Genomic DNA, 19,146 nt, shown 5'->3' with positions numbered 1-19,146 from the left:
GTACCCGGCTCAGTCGCGGAGCAGCGGCAGGAGCCGGGTGCCCTGCCGGCGGATCTCCCGCAGGTACGGAGTATCGGACAGGACGAAATGGGTGATGCCGAGATCCTGGTAGCGGCGCAGCGATTTCGCGACATCCTCGGCGGAGCCCACCAGCCAGGTGGTGGCCGCGCCGCCGCCACCGACCGTGCCGGGGGTGGTGTAGAGGTTGTCGTCGAGGACCTCACCGCGCGCGGCGAGGTCGAGCAGGCGCTGCTGGCCCACCGCGGCGTGGCGGCGCGGCGCGGCGCCGGACGCGGCGGCCATCGCGGCGACCTTCGCTTCCGCCTCGGCCCAGGCCTGTTCGGTGGTATCGCGGACGAAGGTGGTGATCCGCAGCCCGAATCGCAGCGGCGCGTGCCGGCGGCCCAGTTCGTCGCTCAGGGCGCGCAGCCGGTCGATCCGCTCGCGGACGCCGGACAGGGGTTCGCCCCAGAACAACTGCACATCGGCTTCGGCGGCGGCGACGCGTTCGGCCGCCGCCGACGCGCCGCCGAAGTACAGCAGCGGATGCGGCCGGCCCGGTCGCGCGGCGATCCGCGGTTCGACGGTGGAATCGGTGACCCGGTAGTGGTCACCGCGATAGGTGACGTTGTCCTCGGTCCACAACCGGCGGACCAGCTGCATGAACTCGCGGGTGCGGGCATAGCGGTCCGCCTGGTCGTCCTCGCTTTCACCGTAGGCGGCGAGATCGTCCTTACCGGAGACGATATTGACGCGCACCCGGCCACCGGTGAGGTGATCGAGACTCGCGGCGGCGGAGGCGAAATGCGCGGGGCGCCAATAACCGGGCCGGACCGCGATTAGCGGCTCGAAGGTGGTGGTCCGGGCGGCGAGCGCGGTCGCGACCGTGAAGGTGTCGGGCCGGCCCCAGCCGGTGCCGAGTAGTGCACCGGTCCATCCGTGCTGTTCCAGCGCTTCGGCCTGGGTGGTCAGCGTCCCGATACTGTTGTGATCGTCGGTCACCGGTTCGCCGCGATGCCCGGGCCGGGCCTGGTTCGGGATGTACCAGAGAAATTCGGCGCTCATCGGCATATTCCTGGGGGTCGGCGGCGGATGACCAACGGCGACTCGTGGCCGCACGGGATATGGTGCGCCGCCGAAGTTTCCGGGTCCACGGACTCGATCACCGTGATCCGAAGGAGGCGACGGCCCGGTGCCGGGCGGATCGCGCGGGCACGGTGCGGCGCGGTTGACAAGCCCGCGAGGTGTCTGCAAAGGTTTCGGATCAGGTCATGAGTGCCAGCGTCAAGCCCCGGCTTGCTGGCCGGCAACCCTCCTCCGCGGTGGGGTGCCCCGGGTGACGACCGGGCCGCGGCTCGACCGAGCGCGGCAAGCGCGGACTCCGTTCTCCGATGGCTCCGGAGTCCCTCCACGAAGGGATTGCCCGATGACCGCTGTACTCGACCCCACCTGCGCCCCCGCCCGGGTGACCGGCGACGACCTGCGGGTGCCGCTGGTACAGGGCGGTGAACTCGACTACGCGAACTTCGACTACGCGGCGAGCGCGCCCGCTCTGTCCGGCGTCGCCGCGCGGGTCGCCGAACTGCTGCCCTACTACGCGAGCGTGCACCGGGGCGCCGGTTACGCCTCGCGGATCTCCACCCGGTGCTACGAGGCGTCGCGGGAGACGGTGGGCCGGTTCCTGGGCTGCGATACCGATCAGGTCGTGGTGTTCACCCGCAACACCACCGACGCGCTGAATCTGCTCGCGAGCTGTGTGCCCGGCGATACCGTGGTGCTCGATATCGAACATCACGCGAACTTCCTGCCGTGGCAGCGGCACGGCCGCCGGGTGGTGCGGGCCGCGGATACCGTCGAGGAGACCTTGCGCCGGCTGGCCGCCGAACTGTGCGCGAAACCCGCGGCGCTGCTCGCGGTGACCGGGGCCTCGAATGTGACCGGCGAGGTGCTGCCGCTGGAGCGGCTCGCCGCGCTGGCCCATCAGTGCGGGGCGCGGATCCTGGTGGACGCCGCGCAGCTGGCGCCGCACCGGCGGATCGACCTGCGGGCCGCCGGTATCGACTATCTGGCACTGTCCGGGCACAAACTGTATGCGCCGTTCGGCGCGGGCGTGCTCGCCGGCCGGCGCGACTGGCTCGACGCGGCGCCGCCGTATCTGGCCGGTGGCGGCGCGGTCACCGAGGTGACGGCCGACAGTGCGAGCTGGGCGGCCGCGCCGCACCGGCACGAGGCGGGATCACCGAACGTCCTGGGGGCCGCGGCCCTGGCCGCCGCCTGCGACGCACTGGCCGAATCCCGCGATGCGGCCGAGACCCGGGAGCGTGCGCTCACCGGACGGCTGCGGGCCGGTCTGGCCGATATCGCGGGCGTGCGCTGCCTGCGGATCTGGCCGGATACCGGCGACTGTGTCGGGATCGTGGCCTTCACGGTGGCCGGGTACGAGCCCGGCCGGGTCGCGGCGTATCTGTCGGCCGAACACGCGATCGGCGTCCGGGACGGCCGGTTCTGCGCCCACCCGCTGCTGGCGCGGTTCGGAATCGAGGCGGGTCTGCGCGCGAGTATCGGGCTGGGTACCACCGAGGCCCATGTCGACCGGCTGCTCGACGCGGTGCGCGCCCTGGTCGCCGACGGTCCGGCCTGGCATTACACGGGTGTGGGCGGACACTGGGATCCGGTGCCGGAGACCCGCCCGGGACTGACCGCCGGCGGGGCGGCGGGCGCCGCGCCCTGCGTCTGAGATCGGCGCTCATTCCGGCCAGGGACTGTTCTCGATGACCTCGACGAAATCGGTACGCCGGAAACCGGGCAGGAAGTGGGCGAGCACATCGGCGTTGACGGTGCCGAATGTGGTGTCGGGCCGGTCGGCGAAACCGTGGGTGAACGCGGCGAGGATCTGCTTCTTGAAGTCCGGCCGCGGATGCGCGGCCACCACCTCCCGGATATCGGCCGGGTCCAGATCCCGGTAGCCGATTCCGAGCACGTCGGTTTCGACTCCGGCCGTGACCAGCGCGATCTCGGCCTCCATATGTTCGGGAACGCCGGGTGTGGTGTGCAGCGCGATGGCGGTCCACACCCGCTGTGCCGACGCGGCATCGATACCGTGATCGATGAGGAAACGGCGCGCTTCTGCCGCACCGTCGATTTCGAAGCGCCGGTCGGCGGTGCGGTATCTGTCGGTCAGCCCGAGATCGTGGAACAGGGCGCCGACATACAGCAGTTCGGGGTCGGGCTCCAGGCCGCGCCGCCGGCCCTGGAGCATCCCGAACAGGTAGACCCGGCGGGAGTGGTGGAACAGCAGCGGCGGCGCGGTATCGCGGACCAGTTCGGTGGCCTCCGCGACGAGCCCGCTGTCGGGGATCGTGATTCCTGCGATGCGCTCGGTCATGACGATGCTCCTGGGTCGGGTGCCTAGAGATCGTGGGATTACCTGTACTGCGCAGACTCACCGACGCGGGCCGAGGGCCCGGCCCGAGAACCGCTTCCGAGCATACGGCCGGGTCCGGGCAGGGGAAAGCCGTGGTCCCGGGTGGTGTGAGAATCGAATTGTCGATTTACGCATATCAAGACTTCGAACTAGATAATCTGACTTTCTGAGTACGAGAGCCACGATTCGCGAGCGAGGGAATCGCCGGAGCGCCCACGCCCGTGCGCCGCGGACCGCATGAAGCGATCGAAGGAGTTCGCCAGTGCCTCAGGAAGAACCGGTCTACTGGGACCCCTTCGACCGGGATATCGCGCGGGACCCCTATCCGGTCTACCGGCGGATGCGCGCGCACTCGCCGCTGTACTACAACGATCGGCACGACTTCTACGTCCTGACCCGCTACGACGATATCGATCGCGCCCTGCTCGACTGGCAGACCTTCTCCTCGGCGCGCGGCCCGATCCTCGAGATCATCAAATCGGGCGTGCAGATCCCACCGGGCACTCTGCTGATGGAGGATCCGCCGGCCCACGACATCCACCGGGCACTGCTCGCGCGGGTTTTCACACCGCGCCGGGTGCTCGCCCTCGAACCGCAGATCCGGGCCCTGTGCACGCGTGCGCTCGACCGGCTGGCCGGTGCGCGCGAATTCGATCTGATGACGGCTTTCGCGAACGAGGTGCCGATGCGGGTGATCGGGATGCTGCTGGGGATTCCGGAGGCCGATCAGCAGGCGGTCCGTGACCGCGCGGACGCCAATCTGCGCACCGAACCGGGACAGCAGATGCAGATATCGGATCGGGCCATCCCGAACGCCGACTTCTTCGCCGAATACATCGATTGGCGCGCCGACCATCCCTCCGACGATCTGATGACAGAGCTGATGCGCGCGGAATTCGTCGACACCCTGGGCGTGACACGCACCCTGACGCGCGAGGAGATCCTGACCTACGTCTCGGTGGTGGCCGGCGCCGGTAACGAGACCACCGCCCGCCTCATCGGCTGGCTGGGCTGGTTGCTGGCCCGCCACCCCGCACAGCGCGCGGAGCTGGCCGAGGATCCGCGGTTGATCCCGAACGCGATCGAGGAGACCCTGCGCTTCGAACCCACCGGCCACGCCCTCGCCCGGTACGTCACCGCCGATGTCGAACTCTACGGCCGCACCGTACCCGCCGGCAGCGCCATGATGCTGCTGGTCGCCTCCGCCAATCGTGACGAGGACCGCTGGACCGATCCCGACAGTTTCGATATCCACCGCCGGATGAGCAATCTGCGGACCTTCGGTTTCGGAACCCACTACTGCCTGGGCGCGTCGCTGGCCCGGCTCGAGGCCCGGGTGGCGCTCGAGGAGTTCCTGCTCCGTTTCCCGTCCTGGCAGATCGATCCGGACGCGCCCGAACTGTCCTCGACCTCCACCATGCGCGGCTGGGAGAGCCTGCCGCTCACGGTCGGCTGACCGGCGTCGCCGGTCAGCGCACCGGGCCGGAGGCCCACCGGCCGCCGGCGTGTACCGCATATTCCGCGAGGAGAAGAAGTATGGGAAAGCTCGACGGCAAGGTCGCCTTCATCACCGGCGCCGCTCGCGGTCAGGGCCGCAGCCACGCCATCCGGCTGGCGCAGGAGGGCGCCGAGGTGATCGCGGTCGATATCTGCGAACAGCTGGGAACGGTGCGCTATCCGATGGGCACCGCCGAAGAACTCGACGAGACGGTGCGTGAGGTCGAGAAACTGGGTCGGCGGATCGTCGCCCGCAAAGCCGATGTCCGGGACTTCGCCGCACTGAAACAGGCCTTCGAGGAGGGCGTCGCCGAACTGGGACCGGTCGATATCGTGCTGGCCAACGCCGGTATCGGCGCGGGCGGCGCGGTCGCTGCCGAGGACGACGAATGGGACGAGGTCATCGGTGTCAACCTGAAGGGCGTCTGGAACACCGGCCGCGTCGCCATTCCCTCGATGCTCGAACGCGGGCAGGGCGGGTCGATCGTGCTCACCAGCTCCACCGGCGGGCTGATGGGCGTCGGTATCCCGACGGCCGGATTCCTGGGCTACACCGCCGCCAAGCACGGGGTGGTCGGGCTGATGCGGTCCTGGGCCAATTTCCTCGCCCCGCATCACATCCGGGTCAACAGTGTCGCGCCGACGGCGGTGCGCACGCCGATGGCGGCGGACGGTGATCTGCAGGCGATCATGGAACGGGCACCGGAACTGGCGCGGGCCCTGTCGAACGCGATGCCGGTCGACCTGGTGGAGCCGCTCGACGTCTCCAATGCCATCGCCTGGCTCGTCTCCGATGACGCCCGCTATATCACCGGGACGGTCGTTCCGGTCGATGCCGGTCAGCTGAACAAGCGGTAGCGATACCACCGCGGCCCGGGAGGGTGTCCGGGGCGGCGCCGGTGCGGCGCCGCCCGCGGGTTCATCCGGGCCGCTGTCCCACCAGCTGTCCGTCGCGGTCACCGTCCCGCAATCCGCGCAGGAATCGGCGCCAGACCAGGACCGCGGTGGCACCGAAACCGAGGCAGAGCCCGAGCCATACCCCGGGCGCGCCCCCTCCGAGGACGAAGCCGAACAGTCCCATCGCGGGCACCCCGATCGCGAAGTAGCCGATCAGGGTGCTCTGCATACCGGCCTTGGTGTTCCCGATACCGCGCAGCAATCCGATACACAGGTTCTGCGAACCCTTGCAGTACTGCTGGACGATCGCGAACCACAGCAGTGTGCCGGCCGCCCCGATCACCGCGGCGTCGTCGTGGTGCGATCCCAGGAACGGCAGCAGCACCAGTTCCGGCGCGAGGATGTAGACCAGCCCGATCACGGTCATGAAGGCGGCGCCCAGGGCGACCGTACGGCGGGCGACGGCGGCGACCTCCGAATGGTCGCCTTTCCCGACGGTGCGGCTCACCAGGATCGACGAGCCCTGGGACAGTCCGATATTGACCTGGTAGACGATATAGGCGAGCTGGTTGACGATATTGCTCGCGGCCAGCGCCACCGGTCCGAAACCGCCGATCAGCACCGCGGCGATCGAGGTGATCGCCGCCTCGGCGCCGTAGGTCAGCGAAATCGGTGTACCCATACCGGCGATCCGCATGACGGTGGCGCGCTCGGCCTGCCACGCCCGCAGCGACAGCAACCCACCGAGAACCGGGTCCCGGCGCAGACCGGCCAGATAGGTACCGAAGGTCCAGCACTGCACGAGTGTGGTGGCCAGGCCGATCCCCGCGAGCCCCAGTTTCGGCAACCCGAACCATCCGAAGACGAACAACGCGTTCAGCAGCGCGTTCACCCCGATCGACCAGAGGGTGACCCGCAACAGCGAACCCGCCCGGCGCATGCCCACCGCGAACTGGCGCAGCACGTTCAACCAGAGCATCGGCACCAGGCCGGGGGCCAGGGCCCAGATGATCGGCCGGGCGAGTTCCACCACCGTCTCGTCCTGGCCCAGCCAGGGCAGGGCGCCCCCGAGGGCCACGAGTGCCAGCGCCCCCACCGTGGCGGTCACGGTGGCCACGAGCAGCGCGGCCCGCAGATAGCCGCGGATCTCGGCGCGTGCCCGGTCGTCGAGATGGTCCGCGCCGGTGCGTTTCTCGCCCCGGCCCGCCGCCGCGGCGATCAGATTCCCGACCCCGGTGACCATACCGACGCACATGGTGCGCAGCTGGTTGTACAGCAGCAGCGCGAGTCCGCCCGCCGCCACGGAGGCGATACCCAGCAGCCCCATCATCGCGAGATCGACCGTGGTCAGGGCCACCTGCGCCAGCTGGATACCGGCCAGCGGCGCGGCGAGCGCGAGGATCGCCCGGTAGTTGTGCCAGTGCCGGATCATCGCCGGATCACGCTCCCCTCCGCTGGATATCGGAACCCGCCAGCCGCATCGACTCGTCGTAGGCCCGGAACAGCCGCACGACGCGCTGCCCGGCGGCCTGATCGTAGAGCCCGCGCGCCGCCAGCCACTCGTCGTCGTAGACGGTATCGAGGTACTTCTCGCCCGCGTCGCACACCAGCACCACCACCGTGCTCCCGGCCGGGAGCAGCACCAGCCGGCGCAGCGCCGCGTACACCGCCGCGCCGCCGGTGCCGCCGATCAGGATTCCGGTGCGCCGGGCGACGACCCGGGCGGTGGCGAAGGCGTCGATATCGCCGATCCGGCAGTTCTCGTCGATCGACCGGTATTTCACATTGCCGCCCACCGGGAATCCCGCCGGACTGCCCGCTCCGGTCTGCCAATAGCCGCCCGGGCCGCCGCCGAAGATGATGGAGCCCACCGGTTCCACGCCGATCGCACGGACCGCCGAACCCAGCCGGCGCAGTTCCTCCACCGTGCCGCACAGCGAGCCGCCCGTGCCGACCGCGCCGATCAGGCAGTCGATATCGGTCGCGAGATCCTTGTGGAGTTCGCCGGCGAGCTCCCGGTAGCCCGCGTTGTTGTGCGGGTTGTTGTGCTGGTCGGGACGGAACGCGCCGGTCGCGGCGGCGATCTCGGCGGCCACCTGCCGGCGCCGGACACTGCTGGGACCGCCCGCTCCCGCACTGTCCACGGTGACCAGCCGGGCGCCCATCGCCTTCATGGCGCGCAGTTTGTCCTTCGCGGCGTGATCGTCGACCACCGCGGTGAAGGTGTATCCCCGCTCCAGCGCCAGCAACGCGAGTCCGGTGCCGGTGTTACCCGAGGTGGGTTCCACGATATGGCCGCCGGGGCGCAGCTCGCCGTCCAGTTCGGCCTGCAGCACCATCTCCCGGGCCATCCGGACCTTCGCCGAACCGGTCGGATTGAACTGCTCGAGTTTCAGCAGCAGTCTGCTGCCCGAGCCGGTGCGTACCAGTTCGAGCAACGGGGTGGCGCCGATCAATTCGGAGGCGAAGCGGACGACATTCTCGCCCACGGGCCGGTGCGCGGTCATCGGTCCGGCCTCCAGCGCATCCGCCCCGCCTCCTCGGACACCACGATCTTCGGGGGCAGCGGGAGCTGATGGAACTCGCTCTCGTTCTTGTCCATCTGATATCCGGCGGTATTGGGGTAGAGCAGCAGGTCGCCGGGGCGGGGCCGCTGGGACAGCGCGACCTTGCGCCAGGTGAGCACGTCGTATTCCATACAACTGGCACCGCCCACACAGGTGACCGCGGACCGCGGCCGTTCCTCGGCGCTGCGCGGGACCAGCACCGGATCGGGGAGGAACTCGCTGCCCTTCCACTGCTCGGACACACTCATGCTGAGCCCGTGCACGGTGGTGATGCCGTAGTCGGCGTGCTGTTTGAAACCGAGCACCGGGAAGACGCTGAAACCGGAATCGATGAGCAGCGCCCGGCCGGGCTCGAGATAGAGCGCGATTCCGGCGTCGCGGAGATGACCGGCCAGTGCGCGGCCGCCGAATACCCGGGAGAGAACCGCGTCGAGCATGGCGGCCCCGGTGGGCTGCTGCGCGTACGGGTAGAACTTCTCGAAACGTTTGTTCGCGTGGAACCATTCATCGGTGTGATCGCGGGTGAATGCGGCCCAATCCCGTTCTCGCACATAACGACAGGCGAACCCGCCGCCGATGGAGATCGCCGAGACCGGCAGGCCCAGGGCCCGCGCCCGTTCGCACCGGCCGATCAGGTCGTAGGCGAGTTCGGCGCGCGGTCCGGCCTCGTAACCGTCGAGATGGAACGAGAATCCGGTGAGTTCGAGGTGGTCGCACAGGTCGGCGCAGCGGGCGACGGCGCGTTCGAGGTCCGCGTCGGCGAAACCGAAGCGGCTGTGCGGCGCGGCCGGTGGCAGCCGGCGCAGCAGGATACGCATCCGGCCGGCGGTGCGGGCGATCTCGGCGGCGCGTTCGAGTTCGTCGAGCGCGTCGATGGCGACGAGGCAGTCGTGCCGGGCCGCCAGGCGCAGCAGTCCGTCGGTTTTGGCGGCGCCGGTGACGCCGATATCGCGGCCCCGGACGCCCTGGGCCAGAGCGTGGACGAGTTCGGGTTCCGAGGCGACGTCCACGCCCGCGCCGAGATCGGCGACCACGGGCAGCCAGCACCCGGCCTTGTTGGCCTTCTTCCCGTAGAACACCCGGCCGTCCACCCGGTGCCGGATCAGCACGTCCCGGAAGGCGCGCAGGTTCTCGGCGAAACGATCGGGATACACGATATGGAACGGACCGCCCACCGCGTAGTGGATATCGAACAGCAGATGCGGATCCTCGCGCACCCGGCGCTGCCACGGCAGTTCGATGGCGGGCAGGGCCGGTCGGGTGGGGGCGGCGCTCAACTCCACAGCCGCACCCGCTGTCCGCGTCCGGCCGCGACGGCCCGGGTGGCCAGGGCGTGCGCGACCGGGATATCGGTGATCACCATCCCACTGGAGAAGGCGAACACCCGGTCGGACGCCGTCCGGCGCGCCGAGGCCCGCCCGGCCACGATATCGGGCAGTTCCGCGTCGATGACGAGTTCGCCGCCCGCTCCGGCCAGCCGCGTGCCCGTGACACCCAATTGCCCGGCGCTGGTCGCGATGGCGTAATCGGCGGTGCGCAGCGCGCCGCTCTCGACGCCCTTGCTCGCCACCGAGATCAGCAGTCCGCCCGGCGGCAGCCAGTCGGTGCGCACTTTCGGGTGGGCGGCGCGGCCGGAGGCGACGACGACGATATCGGCATCGGCGGCGGCGGTGCGCACATCGTCGACGAGTTCGAGTTCACGGTCGGGAAACCACCGGTGCAGTGCCTCCCGGCTGGCGGCGATACCGTCGGGGTGGGTGCCGAACAGCCGTAGCCGCCGCAGCCCGGGTAAGGCGGTGAGCAGATAGGGCAGCGTATTGCGGCCCTGGATGCCGGTGCCGATCATGAGCGCGGTCTCCGCGCCCTCGCGGGCGGCGTGTTTGGCCGTGATCGCGGTGGTGGCCGGGGTCCGGGCCGCGCCGACGCGCTGGCAGTCCATCAGCGCGAACGGTGCTCCCGTGGTGTCGTCGTAGAGGCTGATCGTCGTGTAGTACTTCTCCGCGCTGTCGCTGCCCTGGCGGTAGGAGGTCTTGAAGCCCAGGTGTTCGAGCGAGCCGTCGTATCCGAGCATGGAATAGGAGACGGCGTCACGTTCGGTATTCGGCAGTGGCATCATCAGTTTCACCGGGCAGGACGAACTCCCGCGGGCGAAGGCGAGATATCCCTCCTCGACGAGTTCGATGACCTCCTCCGGTGTGATCTCGATATCGGCCAGATCGGTGCGGGTGAGTATGTGTAACGCGTTGCTCATGGAACTCCGATGTCATGCGAATCATCTGCGGCAGAACAGTTTTGATCGACGTCAAGGTGGACCGGCATCGAAGTATACTGATAATGACAATCATTGCCAGTAGCTTGTGACATGGAACACCGCCTCGCCCGGGAGTCGATGCCCGGCGGGATGCCCGGGATGTGCCGGTGTCCGGGTGCCGCCGCCGGGTCCGTTGCCGGTGCGATTCGCCGGGGCACGGATAACATTCTGGGCCAATTGATTTCGCAGAATTCACGGATCGGCGGGGGTCGTTGTGCAAACTTCCGCACGGGCTCCGGGTCCGGCTCGATCGACGACTGCGCCGGCACCCGGTGAGCGGCCGTCACGATGCCCGGGACAGCGCGCCGGGCGGGGTTCCCGGGTGCCACGGGATGCGGGGAGGATGATGGGCGGCGTGACCGACCAATCCACCGCACCCGATATGAAACCCCGCAGCCGCGATGTCACCGACGGCCTGGAGAAGACCGCGGCCCGCGGCATGTTGCGCGCCGTCGGTATGGGCGACGACGACTGGGGCAAGGCCCAGATCGGGGTCGCGTCCTCGTGGAACGAGATCACCCCGTGCAACCTCTCGCTGGACCGGCTGGCCGGGGGCTGCAAGGACGGTGTCTTCGCCGCCGGCGGGTACCCCATGCAGTTCGGCACCATCTCGGTCTCCGACGGGATCTCGATGGGCCACGAGGGGATGCATTTCTCGCTGGTGTCCCGGGAGGTCATCGCCGACAGCGTGGAGACGGTGATGCAGGCCGAGCGCCTCGACGGTTCGGTACTGCTCGCCGGATGCGATAAATCGCTGCCGGGGATGCTGATGGCGGCGGCCCGGCTCGACCTGGCGAGTGTGTTCCTCTACGCCGGATCCATCCTGCCCGGCATCGCTAAACTCTCCGACGGCAGCGAACGCGAAGTGACCATCATCGACGCTTTCGAGGCGGTCGGCGCGTGCGCGCGCGGGCTGATGAGCCGGGCGGACGTCGACGCCATCGAGCGGGCCATCTGCCCCGGGGAGGGCGCCTGCGGCGGGATGTACACCGCCAATACGATGGCCAGCGCGGCCGAGGCGCTGGGGATGTCGCTGCCCGGTAGCGCGGCGCCGCCGGCCACCGACCGGCGGCGCGACGGTTTCGCCCGCAAGAGCGGTCAGGCCGTGGTCGAACTGATCCGGCGCGGAATCACCACCTCCGACATCCTCACTCTCGAGGCCTTCGAGAACGCCATCGCCGTGGTGATGGCGTTCGGCGGTTCCACCAACGCCGTGCTGCATCTGCTGGCGATCGCGCACGAAGCCGGAGTGTCACTGGATCTCGACGATTTCGCGCGGGTGGGCCGCCGGGTTCCGCATCTCGCCGATGTGAAACCGTTCGGGCGGCATGTGATGACCGATATCGATCGCGTGGGCGGTGTCCCGGTCCTGATGAAGGCCCTGCTGGACGCCGGTCTGCTGCACGGCGACTGTCTCACGGTGACCGGCCGCACGGTGGCCGAGAACCTCGCCGAGATCGCGCCGCCGGATCCGGATGGCAAAGTGGTGCGCGCGCTGTCCGCGCCGATCCACCCGACCGGCGGGATCACCATTCTGCGCGGTTCGCTGGCGCCCGGTGGGGCCGTCGTCAAATCGGCCGGGTTCGAATCCGATGTCTTCACCGGTACGGCGCGGGTCTTCGACCGGGAGCGCGCCGCGATGGACGCGCTGGAAGACGGCACCATCGCCGCGGGGGATGTGGTGGTGATCCGGTACGAGGGGCCGAAGGGCGGCCCGGGGATGCGCGAGATGCTGGCGATCACGGCCGCCATCAAGGGCGCGGGGCTCGGTAAGGACGTGCTGTTGCTGACCGACGGCCGGTTCTCCGGCGGTACCACGGGTCTGTGCGTGGGTCATGTCGCCCCGGAGGCGGTCGACGGCGGACCCGTCGCGTTCGTCCGCGACGGCGACCGGATCCGCCTCGACGTCGGCGCCGGGACATTGGACCTGCTGGTGGAACCCGAGGAACTGGACCGGCGGGCCGAGGGCTGGGCCCCGCTGCCGCCGCGCTACACCCGCGGTGTCCTCGCGAAGTACGCGCGTCTGGTCGGCTCGGCCTCCTATGGCGCGGTCTGCGACTGAACCCCGGAGGAACGCGGCGTCAGCGGACGGCGTCGATGAGGTGGCGGGTCGAATACGCGACGACCGGCTGTCCCGCCCGCATCTGCGCGTCGAGTTCGCGGAGGGTCGCGCGGTAGCGGTCCACCGAGAAGTCCGGCACCCACCAGACGCATTTGCGCAGCGTCCACACGATCGCGCCGATATCGAAGAACTCCATCCGGCAGCGCGCGGTGCGCAGCTCGAGCACGGTCAGGCCGGCCGCCTCCGCGGCGGCGGTCTCGGCCGCGGGGTCCCGGTCGCGACGCTGCCGGGGGAGCGGGCCGAGGAATCGTTCGATGAGGTCGAACGCCGATCCGGGTCCCACGTGCTGGGCGAAATAGTGTCCGCCGCCGGTCAGTACGCGGTGGATCCCGGGCCAGTCGGGGGCCACCGGATGCCGGGCGGTGACGAGCTCGAAAGCGCCCGGTGCGAACGGGAGCGGTTCTCCGGGAGCGGTCCGCACCACCTGCGCTCCGCGCGGCGCCAGCCGCCGCCGGGCCCGGTCGGCGTTGGGCGGCCACGATTCGGTGGCGAACAGGATCGGCGGGAAGGCGGCGGCCTCGGACAGGACCTCGCCACCGCCGGTATCGAGATCCAGGGCCGACCGTACCGACGCCAGGCGGTGCGCCAGCAGCCGGGCATACCCCCACGGTGGCCGGGTCTCGGTGGCTCTGCCGTCGAGGTAGTCGAAGCCCCAGCCGGTGACGTCGGCGGCCTCGGCCTCGGCGACGAGCTCGTCGAACGATCGCATCCGGGGATCATCGCAGACCCCGCGGCGGGCGGAGCGCGGCGCCGCACCGGGCGGGAAACTGGAACGTGTTCTTGCCATGTGCGGCGGGTTGGCCGATGCTGGGGCGATGGAAATCGGGATCGCGCTGCCCACCATGTGCCGGGGCTACGACCGGGCGGCAACCGTCGAATGGTGCCGTCTCGCCGACGAGGGACCGGTGTCCAGCGTCTCCTGCGGTGAACGGATGACGTTCCACAATGCCGAGATGTGGACCACGCTGGCCGCCGCCGCGGCGGTCACCGAACGGGTGCGGATCTTCGCCAACCTCTCGGTGCTCCCCGCTCATCCGGTCGCGCTGGTGGCCAAACAGGCCGCCACCATCGATGTGCTGTCCGAGGGCCGGTTCACACTCGGCGTCGGGGTCGGCGGCCGGGGCACGGACTACCGGAGCCTCGGGGCCGGGGCGGAGCGGCGGCACGAGCGGGTGGATCACGCGGTCGCCGAACTGCGCGCGCTGTGGGCCGGAGAGCCGCCCTTCGCCGGCACCGACCCGGTGGGCCCGCCCTGTGTCCAGGCCGGCGGTCCGCCGGTGCTCGCGGGTGCGCTCGGCCCGAAAGCCCTGGCCCGCGCCGCGCGCTGGGCCGACGGTGTGGTGGCCTTCAGCGTCAGTGGTTCCCCGGAGGAGATCGCCTGGTCGGCCGAGGCGGCGCGGCGGGCGTGGGCCGATGCCGGCCGCACCGCGCCGCGCCTGGTCAGCGGCTGCTTCTACACCCTGGGTGTGGCCGAACCCGATACCGTGCTGCGCGATTTCACCGCGGAGTACCTGGGCTTTCTGGGCTCCGGTAACGCCACGGCCGCCGCGGCGGCGATGAAGACCTTCGAGGCCGACGCCCTGCACCGCACCCTGGACGCGGCCGAGGCCGCGGGTCTCGACGAATTCATCCTGGTCCCCGGAGCGCCGGGAGTGCCGGTACTGGAGGAGACCCTGGCGCTGATCGGCTCCCGCTGAGCCTCAGGAACACCGGTTGCCGTGGAGGCAGTCCAGCAGCAGCCGGGTGATATCGGCGCGCGGGGGCGTGGTGGAGCGCGGCGCGGCGGCCAGCGGGATCGGCGCGAAATCGGCGGCCTGGGCCGTCCCCAGCTGGGTGGCGGAGCGGAATCCGTAGCGTTTCCAGGCGATCTCCTGGATCCGCGGATCCTGCAGCGCCGTGATCAGTGTCTCGGCGCCGGCGGTCAGGGCCAGCAGCGGATTGCTGTTGAAAATGGTCGGGTCCGGGTACAGCAGCCGGGTACCGGCCAGCAGCGCGTCGGTGGCGGTGCTGTTGCCGCGATAGGCCACCAGCTGCTGCAGTATCTGGTTCTCGTATCCGGCGTACAAGGTGGAGGCGCCCTGGATCAGCCATTCGCGGAACCCGCCGTCGGAGGTGTCGGACTGCAGGCCCTGGGCGTCGTAGAGACCGCGGACCGCCGGGAGCCCGGCCCGGGCCTCGGAGACGGTGGGAGGCTGGAACACATCGCCCGAGGCGATCACCGTCAGGGCCAGTTGCATGAGGGTGAATCCGGAATTCGAGGAGACCGGATCGGTACTGGTGAGGCGAATGGGCCCGGCGGGGTTCGCCGCGCCCAGGGCTTCCCATTTCCGGTGCGGTAGTACGTAATCCAGCAGCAGACGCTTGAAATCGACCAGGTAGTAGGTGTTGTCCCGCCGGGTCACCAGCCCCGCGGCCAGCAGGGCGTCGGTGGCGGCGGCGCCCGCGTAGAGCACCTCGGGTGTCTCCAGCACGGGTTCGGCCCGATAGCCGGGGAAATCGGCCGTGTCGTGGGTGTCCTCGAAAATGCTGCGCGCACTGGCCGAGGCCGGCCACAGGCAGTCGATCCGTTGCTCGCGCAGGCGGTCGGTGGGTATCTGCACCAGATCATACGAGCCGCGTTCGTCGAATCGCACGGTCAGCCCGTACTCGTCGCGCAGGAGCGCGGTCACCTCGGGGTCGGCCATCAGTGCCGATTTCTCCGATCCGCCCAGGCAGCTCAGGGTCCGGACGGTCGCGGTGCCGGCGGTATCACGGATCACCACCACCCCCGCGACGAGGGCGGCGACGGCGACCACGAGCGCGACGACGAGGGGCAGGCGGGATCTGTTCATCGTTCCTCGTTCGGGGGCAGCCGCGGGGGATTCATCAATTCCAGATGAGCGAGATCGCGAAAGAACGCGGTGAGGTCCGCGTCGCCGAGCCGATCGGCGCTGTGCGTGGTGAACGCCTCGAAACCGGCGAGCGTGGCGCGGCCGCGGGCCAGCAGCGCCGCGGCGTCACGGTAGGACGCCGTATCGTCCTGGATCTCGAGGTAGCGGCGCAAGGCCGATTCCACGCTCTCCAGATAGTCCAGCAGGCCGTGGGCGGTGGCGGCCAGGCTCGCCGGATCCACCGCCGCGGTCCGGTCGAGCAGCCGCGGGACCGTATCGCAGGCGCGGAGCAGGGAGGCCCGGGTACCCGGCTCGTCGACCCGGCGGGCCAGCTCCGCGACCCGTCGTGTGGTCCCGCCGACGCGCTGCGGCAGCTGCCGGCGGCGGGCGGTCGCGGACACCAGTTGCCCGCCCAGTCCCGCCAGCACGGCCGCGCCGCCCGCGACCAGCGCCGCGCCCACCGGGGAGCCGATCAGGGCGTAGAGGACGAGGAATACGGGGACCAGGACGACCAGCGCGGTGATTCCGGCGAGATTACTGGGCACCGGCGGCTACCGGTAGCCGGTGGCCTGGCGCAGTGCCCCGACCATATCGTCGGTGGTGAGGAAGGACCCGCCGGTGCGCAGGGCGATCTCCTGGAGCGCGTCGTGGTGGACCGCCGAGCCGAACCCGATCGCCACCACCGGAATACCGGTGGCGGACAGTTCGGAGAGGCCGGTGCCGCCCTCGGTATCGTCACCGTCGGTCATCAGGATCACCAGGCGTTTGCGCTGCGGGTCCGCCGGGCCCTCGAATTGGCGTGCGGCGGTGCCCAGGCAGCGATGGATCCCGGTATCGCCGCCCGGTTCCCGGTCGCGGATGGTGTCGCGTAGCGCGGCCAGCGCGGGGGCGGCGTTCCCCTCGGTCCAGGGGGTGGTCGCGGAATCCTGGTCGAACAGCAGCACCGCGGTGCGGTCCTGCGGCCCGGTACGCAACAGGTAGCGCTTGGACTGCACCGGGTCGAACAGCAGGTCCGCGGCCTGCTGGACTCCCGTCCAGCCGTTGTTTCCGGCCATACTCCGGGAGGCGTCGATGCAATACACCAGATCGGTGGGGGTGCGGTAGACCATCTGGTAGCTCTCCAGCACCGTCTCGATCACCGCGGCGGACGGGAAGGTGAGGGGCTGCCCCGACAACGTGGCCCGGATCCCCCAGGCCGGATCGAACACCTCGCGCGGCGCGTCGGGCAGGGACAGCCCGATACTGGTGATCGGGCGCCGGCCGAGGCCGACGAGGCGTTGCTGGGTATCGTCGGCCAGCAGGAAATCCTGGAGCCGGGTGAAGTTGTCCAGCTTCTGTGGATCGTCGCCGTGTGGCAGGAAGCCCAGTGGCGCGTCGGCGACGGCCATCGCGTCCTTCGGGTAGACCACCTGCAGCGGCTCCGCGCCCGCGCGCACCAGCTGCCGGTTGCGTTCGATCACCAGATCCTCGTAGGTGAACAGGGTCCGGCACCGGTGCGGCGCCGCGAGGCATTCGTCCATGAGCAGCCCGGTCGACGGCGGGGTCCGGGTGAAGGCGCGCGCGATTCTGGTGAATCCGGTACGCACCGCGTCGGAATCGAGTTGTTCACGGGTCAGGGCGACTCCGGGTCCGTTACCGGCGAAATGGTTCAGCAGGGCCAGCAACACCGTGGCGCCGGAGTTGGACTGGGTGGGGTTGGTCATCCAGGTGGTGGTGCGCCCGGCTTCGACGGCGGCCAGGATCTCCTCGGTCCCGACTTCGCGCCCGGTGAAGCCGAGCGCGTCGAGCTCGGCGCGGGGGCCGGCGAACACGAGCGGGGTGCCGAACATCGGGCGTACCCGCCGCAGCCGGCCGGCGCTGTCGCCGAACTTCTGGAATACGCCGCCGGCGAACCAGAACGCGTCGTAGGGCGCGTCGCCGGTATCGAGCAGCCGGGCCTGATCCACCGAACCGAGTTCGGTCAGTGTGCAGGTCAATTGTTGTTCCCGGCACCAGGGTTCGACGATCCGCGCGAAGACCTCCCGCTGCTCGGAACCCGCGACGATGTTCAGCACATCCGGATCGGGATCGTAGGCGGTGACAGTTCGGGAATCGTCGCCGCCCCCGCATGCCGTCGCCACCCCGCACAGCAGGACCAGCGCCGTGAACAGCACCAGCGTGCGCAGATACGGCACGGCGCCACCTCCCCTCGTTCCCGTGAGCGTAAGCGGGAGAACGGGTTTCGGTGATGAACAACCGATGACGGCCGGGCGAATCCTCGGGGGTCGGCCTTCCCGGCCCGGGGAAGCGCGCCCGGGTTACCGGCAGGACAGCCGCGACCCTCAGCCGAAATGGGCGATGGACAGCGCGCCTGCGACGAGCGAGTACACGGCGAACGGTAAGAGCGTACGGGTCTGGAAGTATCGCTCCAGGTAGCGTACGGCCAGCCAGGACGACAACCCGGAGACGAGGGCGCCGGCCAGGATCGGCCCGCGGATCGCCGCGGCCGCCGGACCGGCCAGTTCCGGCGCCTCGACCAGTCCCGCACCCAGAATCGCCGGAGTGGCCAGCAGGAAGGCGAATTTGGCGGCGTCGGGGTGTTCGAGGCCGCGCCACAGCCCGCCGACCATGGTGAGCCCGGCCCGGCTGAATCCGGTCAGCAACGCGCCGAGCTGGGTCAGGCCGATGGCCATCGCGTCGGTGCTGTCGAGGGCCGCCAGGCGCCGGTCCGACCGGCGCGGTGGATTGTCGGCGGTGGTGATCGAACTGTGGCGCGTCAGCCGGAGCGCGTGGCGGCGGCCGTATTCCGCCAGGGTGGGCTCGTTGCGCCGGCGCAGGCCTTCGCCGATCAGGAGGACCACACCGTTGAGGGTCAGGAACACCGCCGCGAAAACCGGTGCGGCGAACAGTGCGTGCAGTGGATCCACGAGTAGCGGTCCGGCCACGGCCACCGGAACGGTGGCCAGTACCAGCAGCATGCCCAGGCGATGCGGGACCGTATCGAGCCGCCCGGTGCGCAGGGTCGTGAGGAGGCCGGTGACGATGGCCCACCAGTCCCGGCGGTAGTGGCCGATCAGCGCGACCGCCGTCGCCACGTGCAGCGCGACCACGAAGGCGAGATAGGGCGTCTCGGCCTCGGATTCGTCGGCCCGCACCAGGGCCGCCCAATCGTCGCCCAGCCAGCCGGCCAGCAGCACCGAGTGCCCGAGGCTCGAGATCGGGAACAGTTCGGTGACACCCTGCACCGCGCCGATCACGGTGGCTTGCAGGTAGGTGAGCATCGCGACGATTCTCGCACGCTGCCGAAAGCGGCTGCGCAGCGCGGATACCCGATATCCGGCCGGGTGCCGCGAGGCCCGGTCGCGCGCCGCGCCCGGGGGAGCGCGACGCGCCGACTCGTCTTGCGGGCCCGCGGGCGGGTGTGCCTAGACTGTGCCGCGCAGGCTGTAATAGCTGTTTGCTCTTGAGTGGCACCGGCA

16 protein-coding genes and 1 riboswitch are annotated in these 19,146 nt (G+C 70.1%); of the genes, 5 read left to right on the top strand and 11 right to left on the bottom strand.

The annotated features are described in order from the left end of the window. Positions 1-9 precede the first annotated feature (9 nt). Positions 10-1,071, bottom strand: coding sequence for an LLM class flavin-dependent oxidoreductase (locus ACZ6SF_RS08045; protein WP_466061232.1), 1,062 nt, complete (start codon positions 1,069-1,071; stop codon positions 10-12). Between the two features lie 196 nt (positions 1,072-1,267). Continuing rightward, positions 1,268-1,381, top strand: a riboswitch (SAM riboswitch). Positions 1,382-1,426: 45 nt separating this feature from the next. Here ACZ6SF_RS08045 and ACZ6SF_RS08040 point away from each other — a divergent pair. After that, positions 1,427-2,737: an aminotransferase class V-fold PLP-dependent enzyme gene (locus ACZ6SF_RS08040; RefSeq protein WP_466061231.1), complete on the top strand. Its 1,311-nt coding sequence runs from the start codon at positions 1,427-1,429 to the stop codon at positions 2,735-2,737. 9 nt (positions 2,738-2,746) lie between these two features. On the opposite strand, the gene ACZ6SF_RS08035 is transcribed toward ACZ6SF_RS08040, so the two are convergent. Further along, on the bottom strand, positions 2,747-3,385 hold the full coding sequence (locus ACZ6SF_RS08035) for an HD domain-containing protein (RefSeq protein WP_466061230.1): 639 nt from the start codon (positions 3,383-3,385) through the stop codon (positions 2,747-2,749). A gap of 379 nt (positions 3,386-3,764) precedes the next feature. Here ACZ6SF_RS08035 and ACZ6SF_RS08030 point away from each other — a divergent pair, with 379 nt between their 5' ends. Together ACZ6SF_RS08030 and ACZ6SF_RS08025 are read left to right on the top strand one after the other, a co-directional pair. Next, a complete protein-coding gene (locus ACZ6SF_RS08030; protein ID WP_466061375.1) occupies positions 3,765-4,880 on the top strand; it encodes a cytochrome P450 in 1,116 nt (371 codons plus the stop codon). Positions 4,881-4,960: 80 nt separating this feature from the next. Further along, positions 4,961-5,779, top strand: a complete 819-nt coding sequence (locus ACZ6SF_RS08025; protein ID WP_466061229.1) for a mycofactocin-coupled SDR family oxidoreductase — start codon at positions 4,961-4,963, stop codon at positions 5,777-5,779. A 61-nt stretch (positions 5,780-5,840) separates the two neighbouring features. On the opposite strand, the gene ACZ6SF_RS08020 is transcribed toward ACZ6SF_RS08025, so the two are convergent. Genes ACZ6SF_RS08020 through ACZ6SF_RS08005 form a run of 4 tightly spaced genes read right to left on the bottom strand, consistent with a single transcriptional unit; the run spans position 5,841 to position 10,636 of the window. Beyond that, positions 5,841-7,250, bottom strand: a complete 1,410-nt coding sequence (locus ACZ6SF_RS08020) for an MATE family efflux transporter (RefSeq protein ID WP_466061228.1) — start codon at positions 7,248-7,250, stop codon at positions 5,841-5,843. 7 nt (positions 7,251-7,257) lie between these two features. Continuing rightward, the gene (locus ACZ6SF_RS08015) at positions 7,258-8,325 is read right to left on the bottom strand and encodes a PLP-dependent cysteine synthase family protein (protein ID WP_466061227.1); all 1,068 of its coding nucleotides are present in this window, start codon (positions 8,323-8,325) and stop codon (positions 7,258-7,260) included. Then, positions 8,322-9,668, bottom strand: coding sequence for an alanine racemase (locus ACZ6SF_RS08010; protein WP_466061226.1), 1,347 nt, complete (start codon positions 9,666-9,668; stop codon positions 8,322-8,324). The genes ACZ6SF_RS08015 and ACZ6SF_RS08010 overlap by 4 nt, the downstream gene beginning before the upstream one ends. Continuing rightward, positions 9,659-10,636: an ornithine cyclodeaminase gene (locus ACZ6SF_RS08005; protein WP_466061225.1), complete on the bottom strand. Its 978-nt coding sequence runs from the start codon at positions 10,634-10,636 to the stop codon at positions 9,659-9,661. Before ACZ6SF_RS08005 ends, ACZ6SF_RS08010 begins: the two co-directional genes overlap by 10 nt. 442 nt (positions 10,637-11,078) lie before the next feature. On the opposite strand from ACZ6SF_RS08005, the gene ilvD reads away from it, so the two are divergent. Beyond that, the gene (ilvD, locus tag ACZ6SF_RS08000) at positions 11,079-12,758 is read left to right on the top strand and encodes a dihydroxy-acid dehydratase (protein WP_466061374.1); all 1,680 of its coding nucleotides are present in this window, start codon (positions 11,079-11,081) and stop codon (positions 12,756-12,758) included. 19 nt (positions 12,759-12,777) lie between these two features. Here ilvD and ACZ6SF_RS07995 read toward each other — a convergent pair whose 3' ends face one another. Then, positions 12,778-13,527: an SAM-dependent methyltransferase gene (locus ACZ6SF_RS07995; RefSeq protein WP_466061224.1), complete on the bottom strand. Its 750-nt coding sequence runs from the start codon at positions 13,525-13,527 to the stop codon at positions 12,778-12,780. 106 nt (positions 13,528-13,633) lie between these two features. Here ACZ6SF_RS07995 and ACZ6SF_RS07990 point away from each other — a divergent pair, with 106 nt between their 5' ends. After that, the gene (locus ACZ6SF_RS07990; protein ID WP_466061223.1) at positions 13,634-14,515 is read left to right on the top strand and encodes an LLM class flavin-dependent oxidoreductase; all 882 of its coding nucleotides are present in this window, start codon (positions 13,634-13,636) and stop codon (positions 14,513-14,515) included. Between the two features lie 3 nt (positions 14,516-14,518). Here ACZ6SF_RS07990 and ACZ6SF_RS07985 read toward each other — a convergent pair whose 3' ends face one another. The 4 genes from ACZ6SF_RS07985 to ACZ6SF_RS07970 form a co-directional block, all read right to left on the bottom strand. Further along, the gene (locus tag ACZ6SF_RS07985) at positions 14,519-15,649 is read right to left on the bottom strand and encodes a hypothetical protein (protein WP_466061222.1); all 1,131 of its coding nucleotides are present in this window, start codon (positions 15,647-15,649) and stop codon (positions 14,519-14,521) included. Continuing rightward, positions 15,646-16,233 (bottom strand): hypothetical protein, encoded by a 588-nt coding sequence (locus ACZ6SF_RS07980; RefSeq protein WP_466061221.1) that lies wholly within the window; start codon positions 16,231-16,233, stop codon positions 15,646-15,648. Before ACZ6SF_RS07980 ends, ACZ6SF_RS07985 begins: the two co-directional genes overlap by 4 nt. A 6-nt stretch (positions 16,234-16,239) precedes the next feature. Continuing rightward, positions 16,240-17,862, bottom strand: coding sequence for a vWA domain-containing protein (locus ACZ6SF_RS07975; RefSeq protein ID WP_466061220.1), 1,623 nt, complete (start codon positions 17,860-17,862; stop codon positions 16,240-16,242). A gap of 147 nt (positions 17,863-18,009) precedes the next feature. After that, positions 18,010-18,948, bottom strand: a complete 939-nt coding sequence (locus ACZ6SF_RS07970) for an undecaprenyl-diphosphate phosphatase (protein WP_466061219.1) — start codon at positions 18,946-18,948, stop codon at positions 18,010-18,012. Positions 18,949-19,146: the final 198 nt, after the last annotated feature.

Source organism: Nocardia sp. NPDC049935 (assembly GCF_055586645.1).
Note: the sequence above shows the minus strand (reverse complement) of the source record. Positions and strands in the feature narration are given on the sequence as shown.

Coding starts and splice junctions, on each gene's coding strand:
- ACZ6SF_RS08045 (WP_466061232.1), bottom strand. CDS start 1,071: ATGCCGATGAGCGCCGAATTTCTCTGGTACATCCCGAACCAGGCCCGG.
- ACZ6SF_RS08040 (WP_466061231.1), top strand. CDS start 1,427: ATGACCGCTGTACTCGACCCCACCTGCGCCCCCGCCCGGGTGACCGGC.
- ACZ6SF_RS08035 (WP_466061230.1), bottom strand. CDS start 3,385: ATGACCGAGCGCATCGCAGGAATCACGATCCCCGACAGCGGGCTCGTC.
- ACZ6SF_RS08030 (WP_466061375.1), top strand. CDS start 3,765: ATGCGCGCGCACTCGCCGCTGTACTACAACGATCGGCACGACTTCTAC.
- ACZ6SF_RS08025 (WP_466061229.1), top strand. CDS start 4,961: ATGGGAAAGCTCGACGGCAAGGTCGCCTTCATCACCGGCGCCGCTCGC.
- ACZ6SF_RS08020 (WP_466061228.1), bottom strand. CDS start 7,250: ATGATCCGGCACTGGCACAACTACCGGGCGATCCTCGCGCTCGCCGCG.
- ACZ6SF_RS08015 (WP_466061227.1), bottom strand. CDS start 8,325: ATGACCGCGCACCGGCCCGTGGGCGAGAATGTCGTCCGCTTCGCCTCC.
- ACZ6SF_RS08005 (WP_466061225.1), bottom strand. CDS start 10,636: ATGAGCAACGCGTTACACATACTCACCCGCACCGATCTGGCCGATATC.
- ilvD (WP_466061374.1), top strand. CDS start 11,079: ATGAAACCCCGCAGCCGCGATGTCACCGACGGCCTGGAGAAGACCGCG.
- ACZ6SF_RS07995 (WP_466061224.1), bottom strand. CDS start 13,527: ATGCGATCGTTCGACGAGCTCGTCGCCGAGGCCGAGGCCGCCGACGTC.
- ACZ6SF_RS07990 (WP_466061223.1), top strand. CDS start 13,634: ATGGAAATCGGGATCGCGCTGCCCACCATGTGCCGGGGCTACGACCGG.
- ACZ6SF_RS07985 (WP_466061222.1), bottom strand. CDS start 15,649: ATGAACAGATCCCGCCTGCCCCTCGTCGTCGCGCTCGTGGTCGCCGTC.
- ACZ6SF_RS07970 (WP_466061219.1), bottom strand. CDS start 18,948: ATGCTCACCTACCTGCAAGCCACCGTGATCGGCGCGGTGCAGGGTGTC.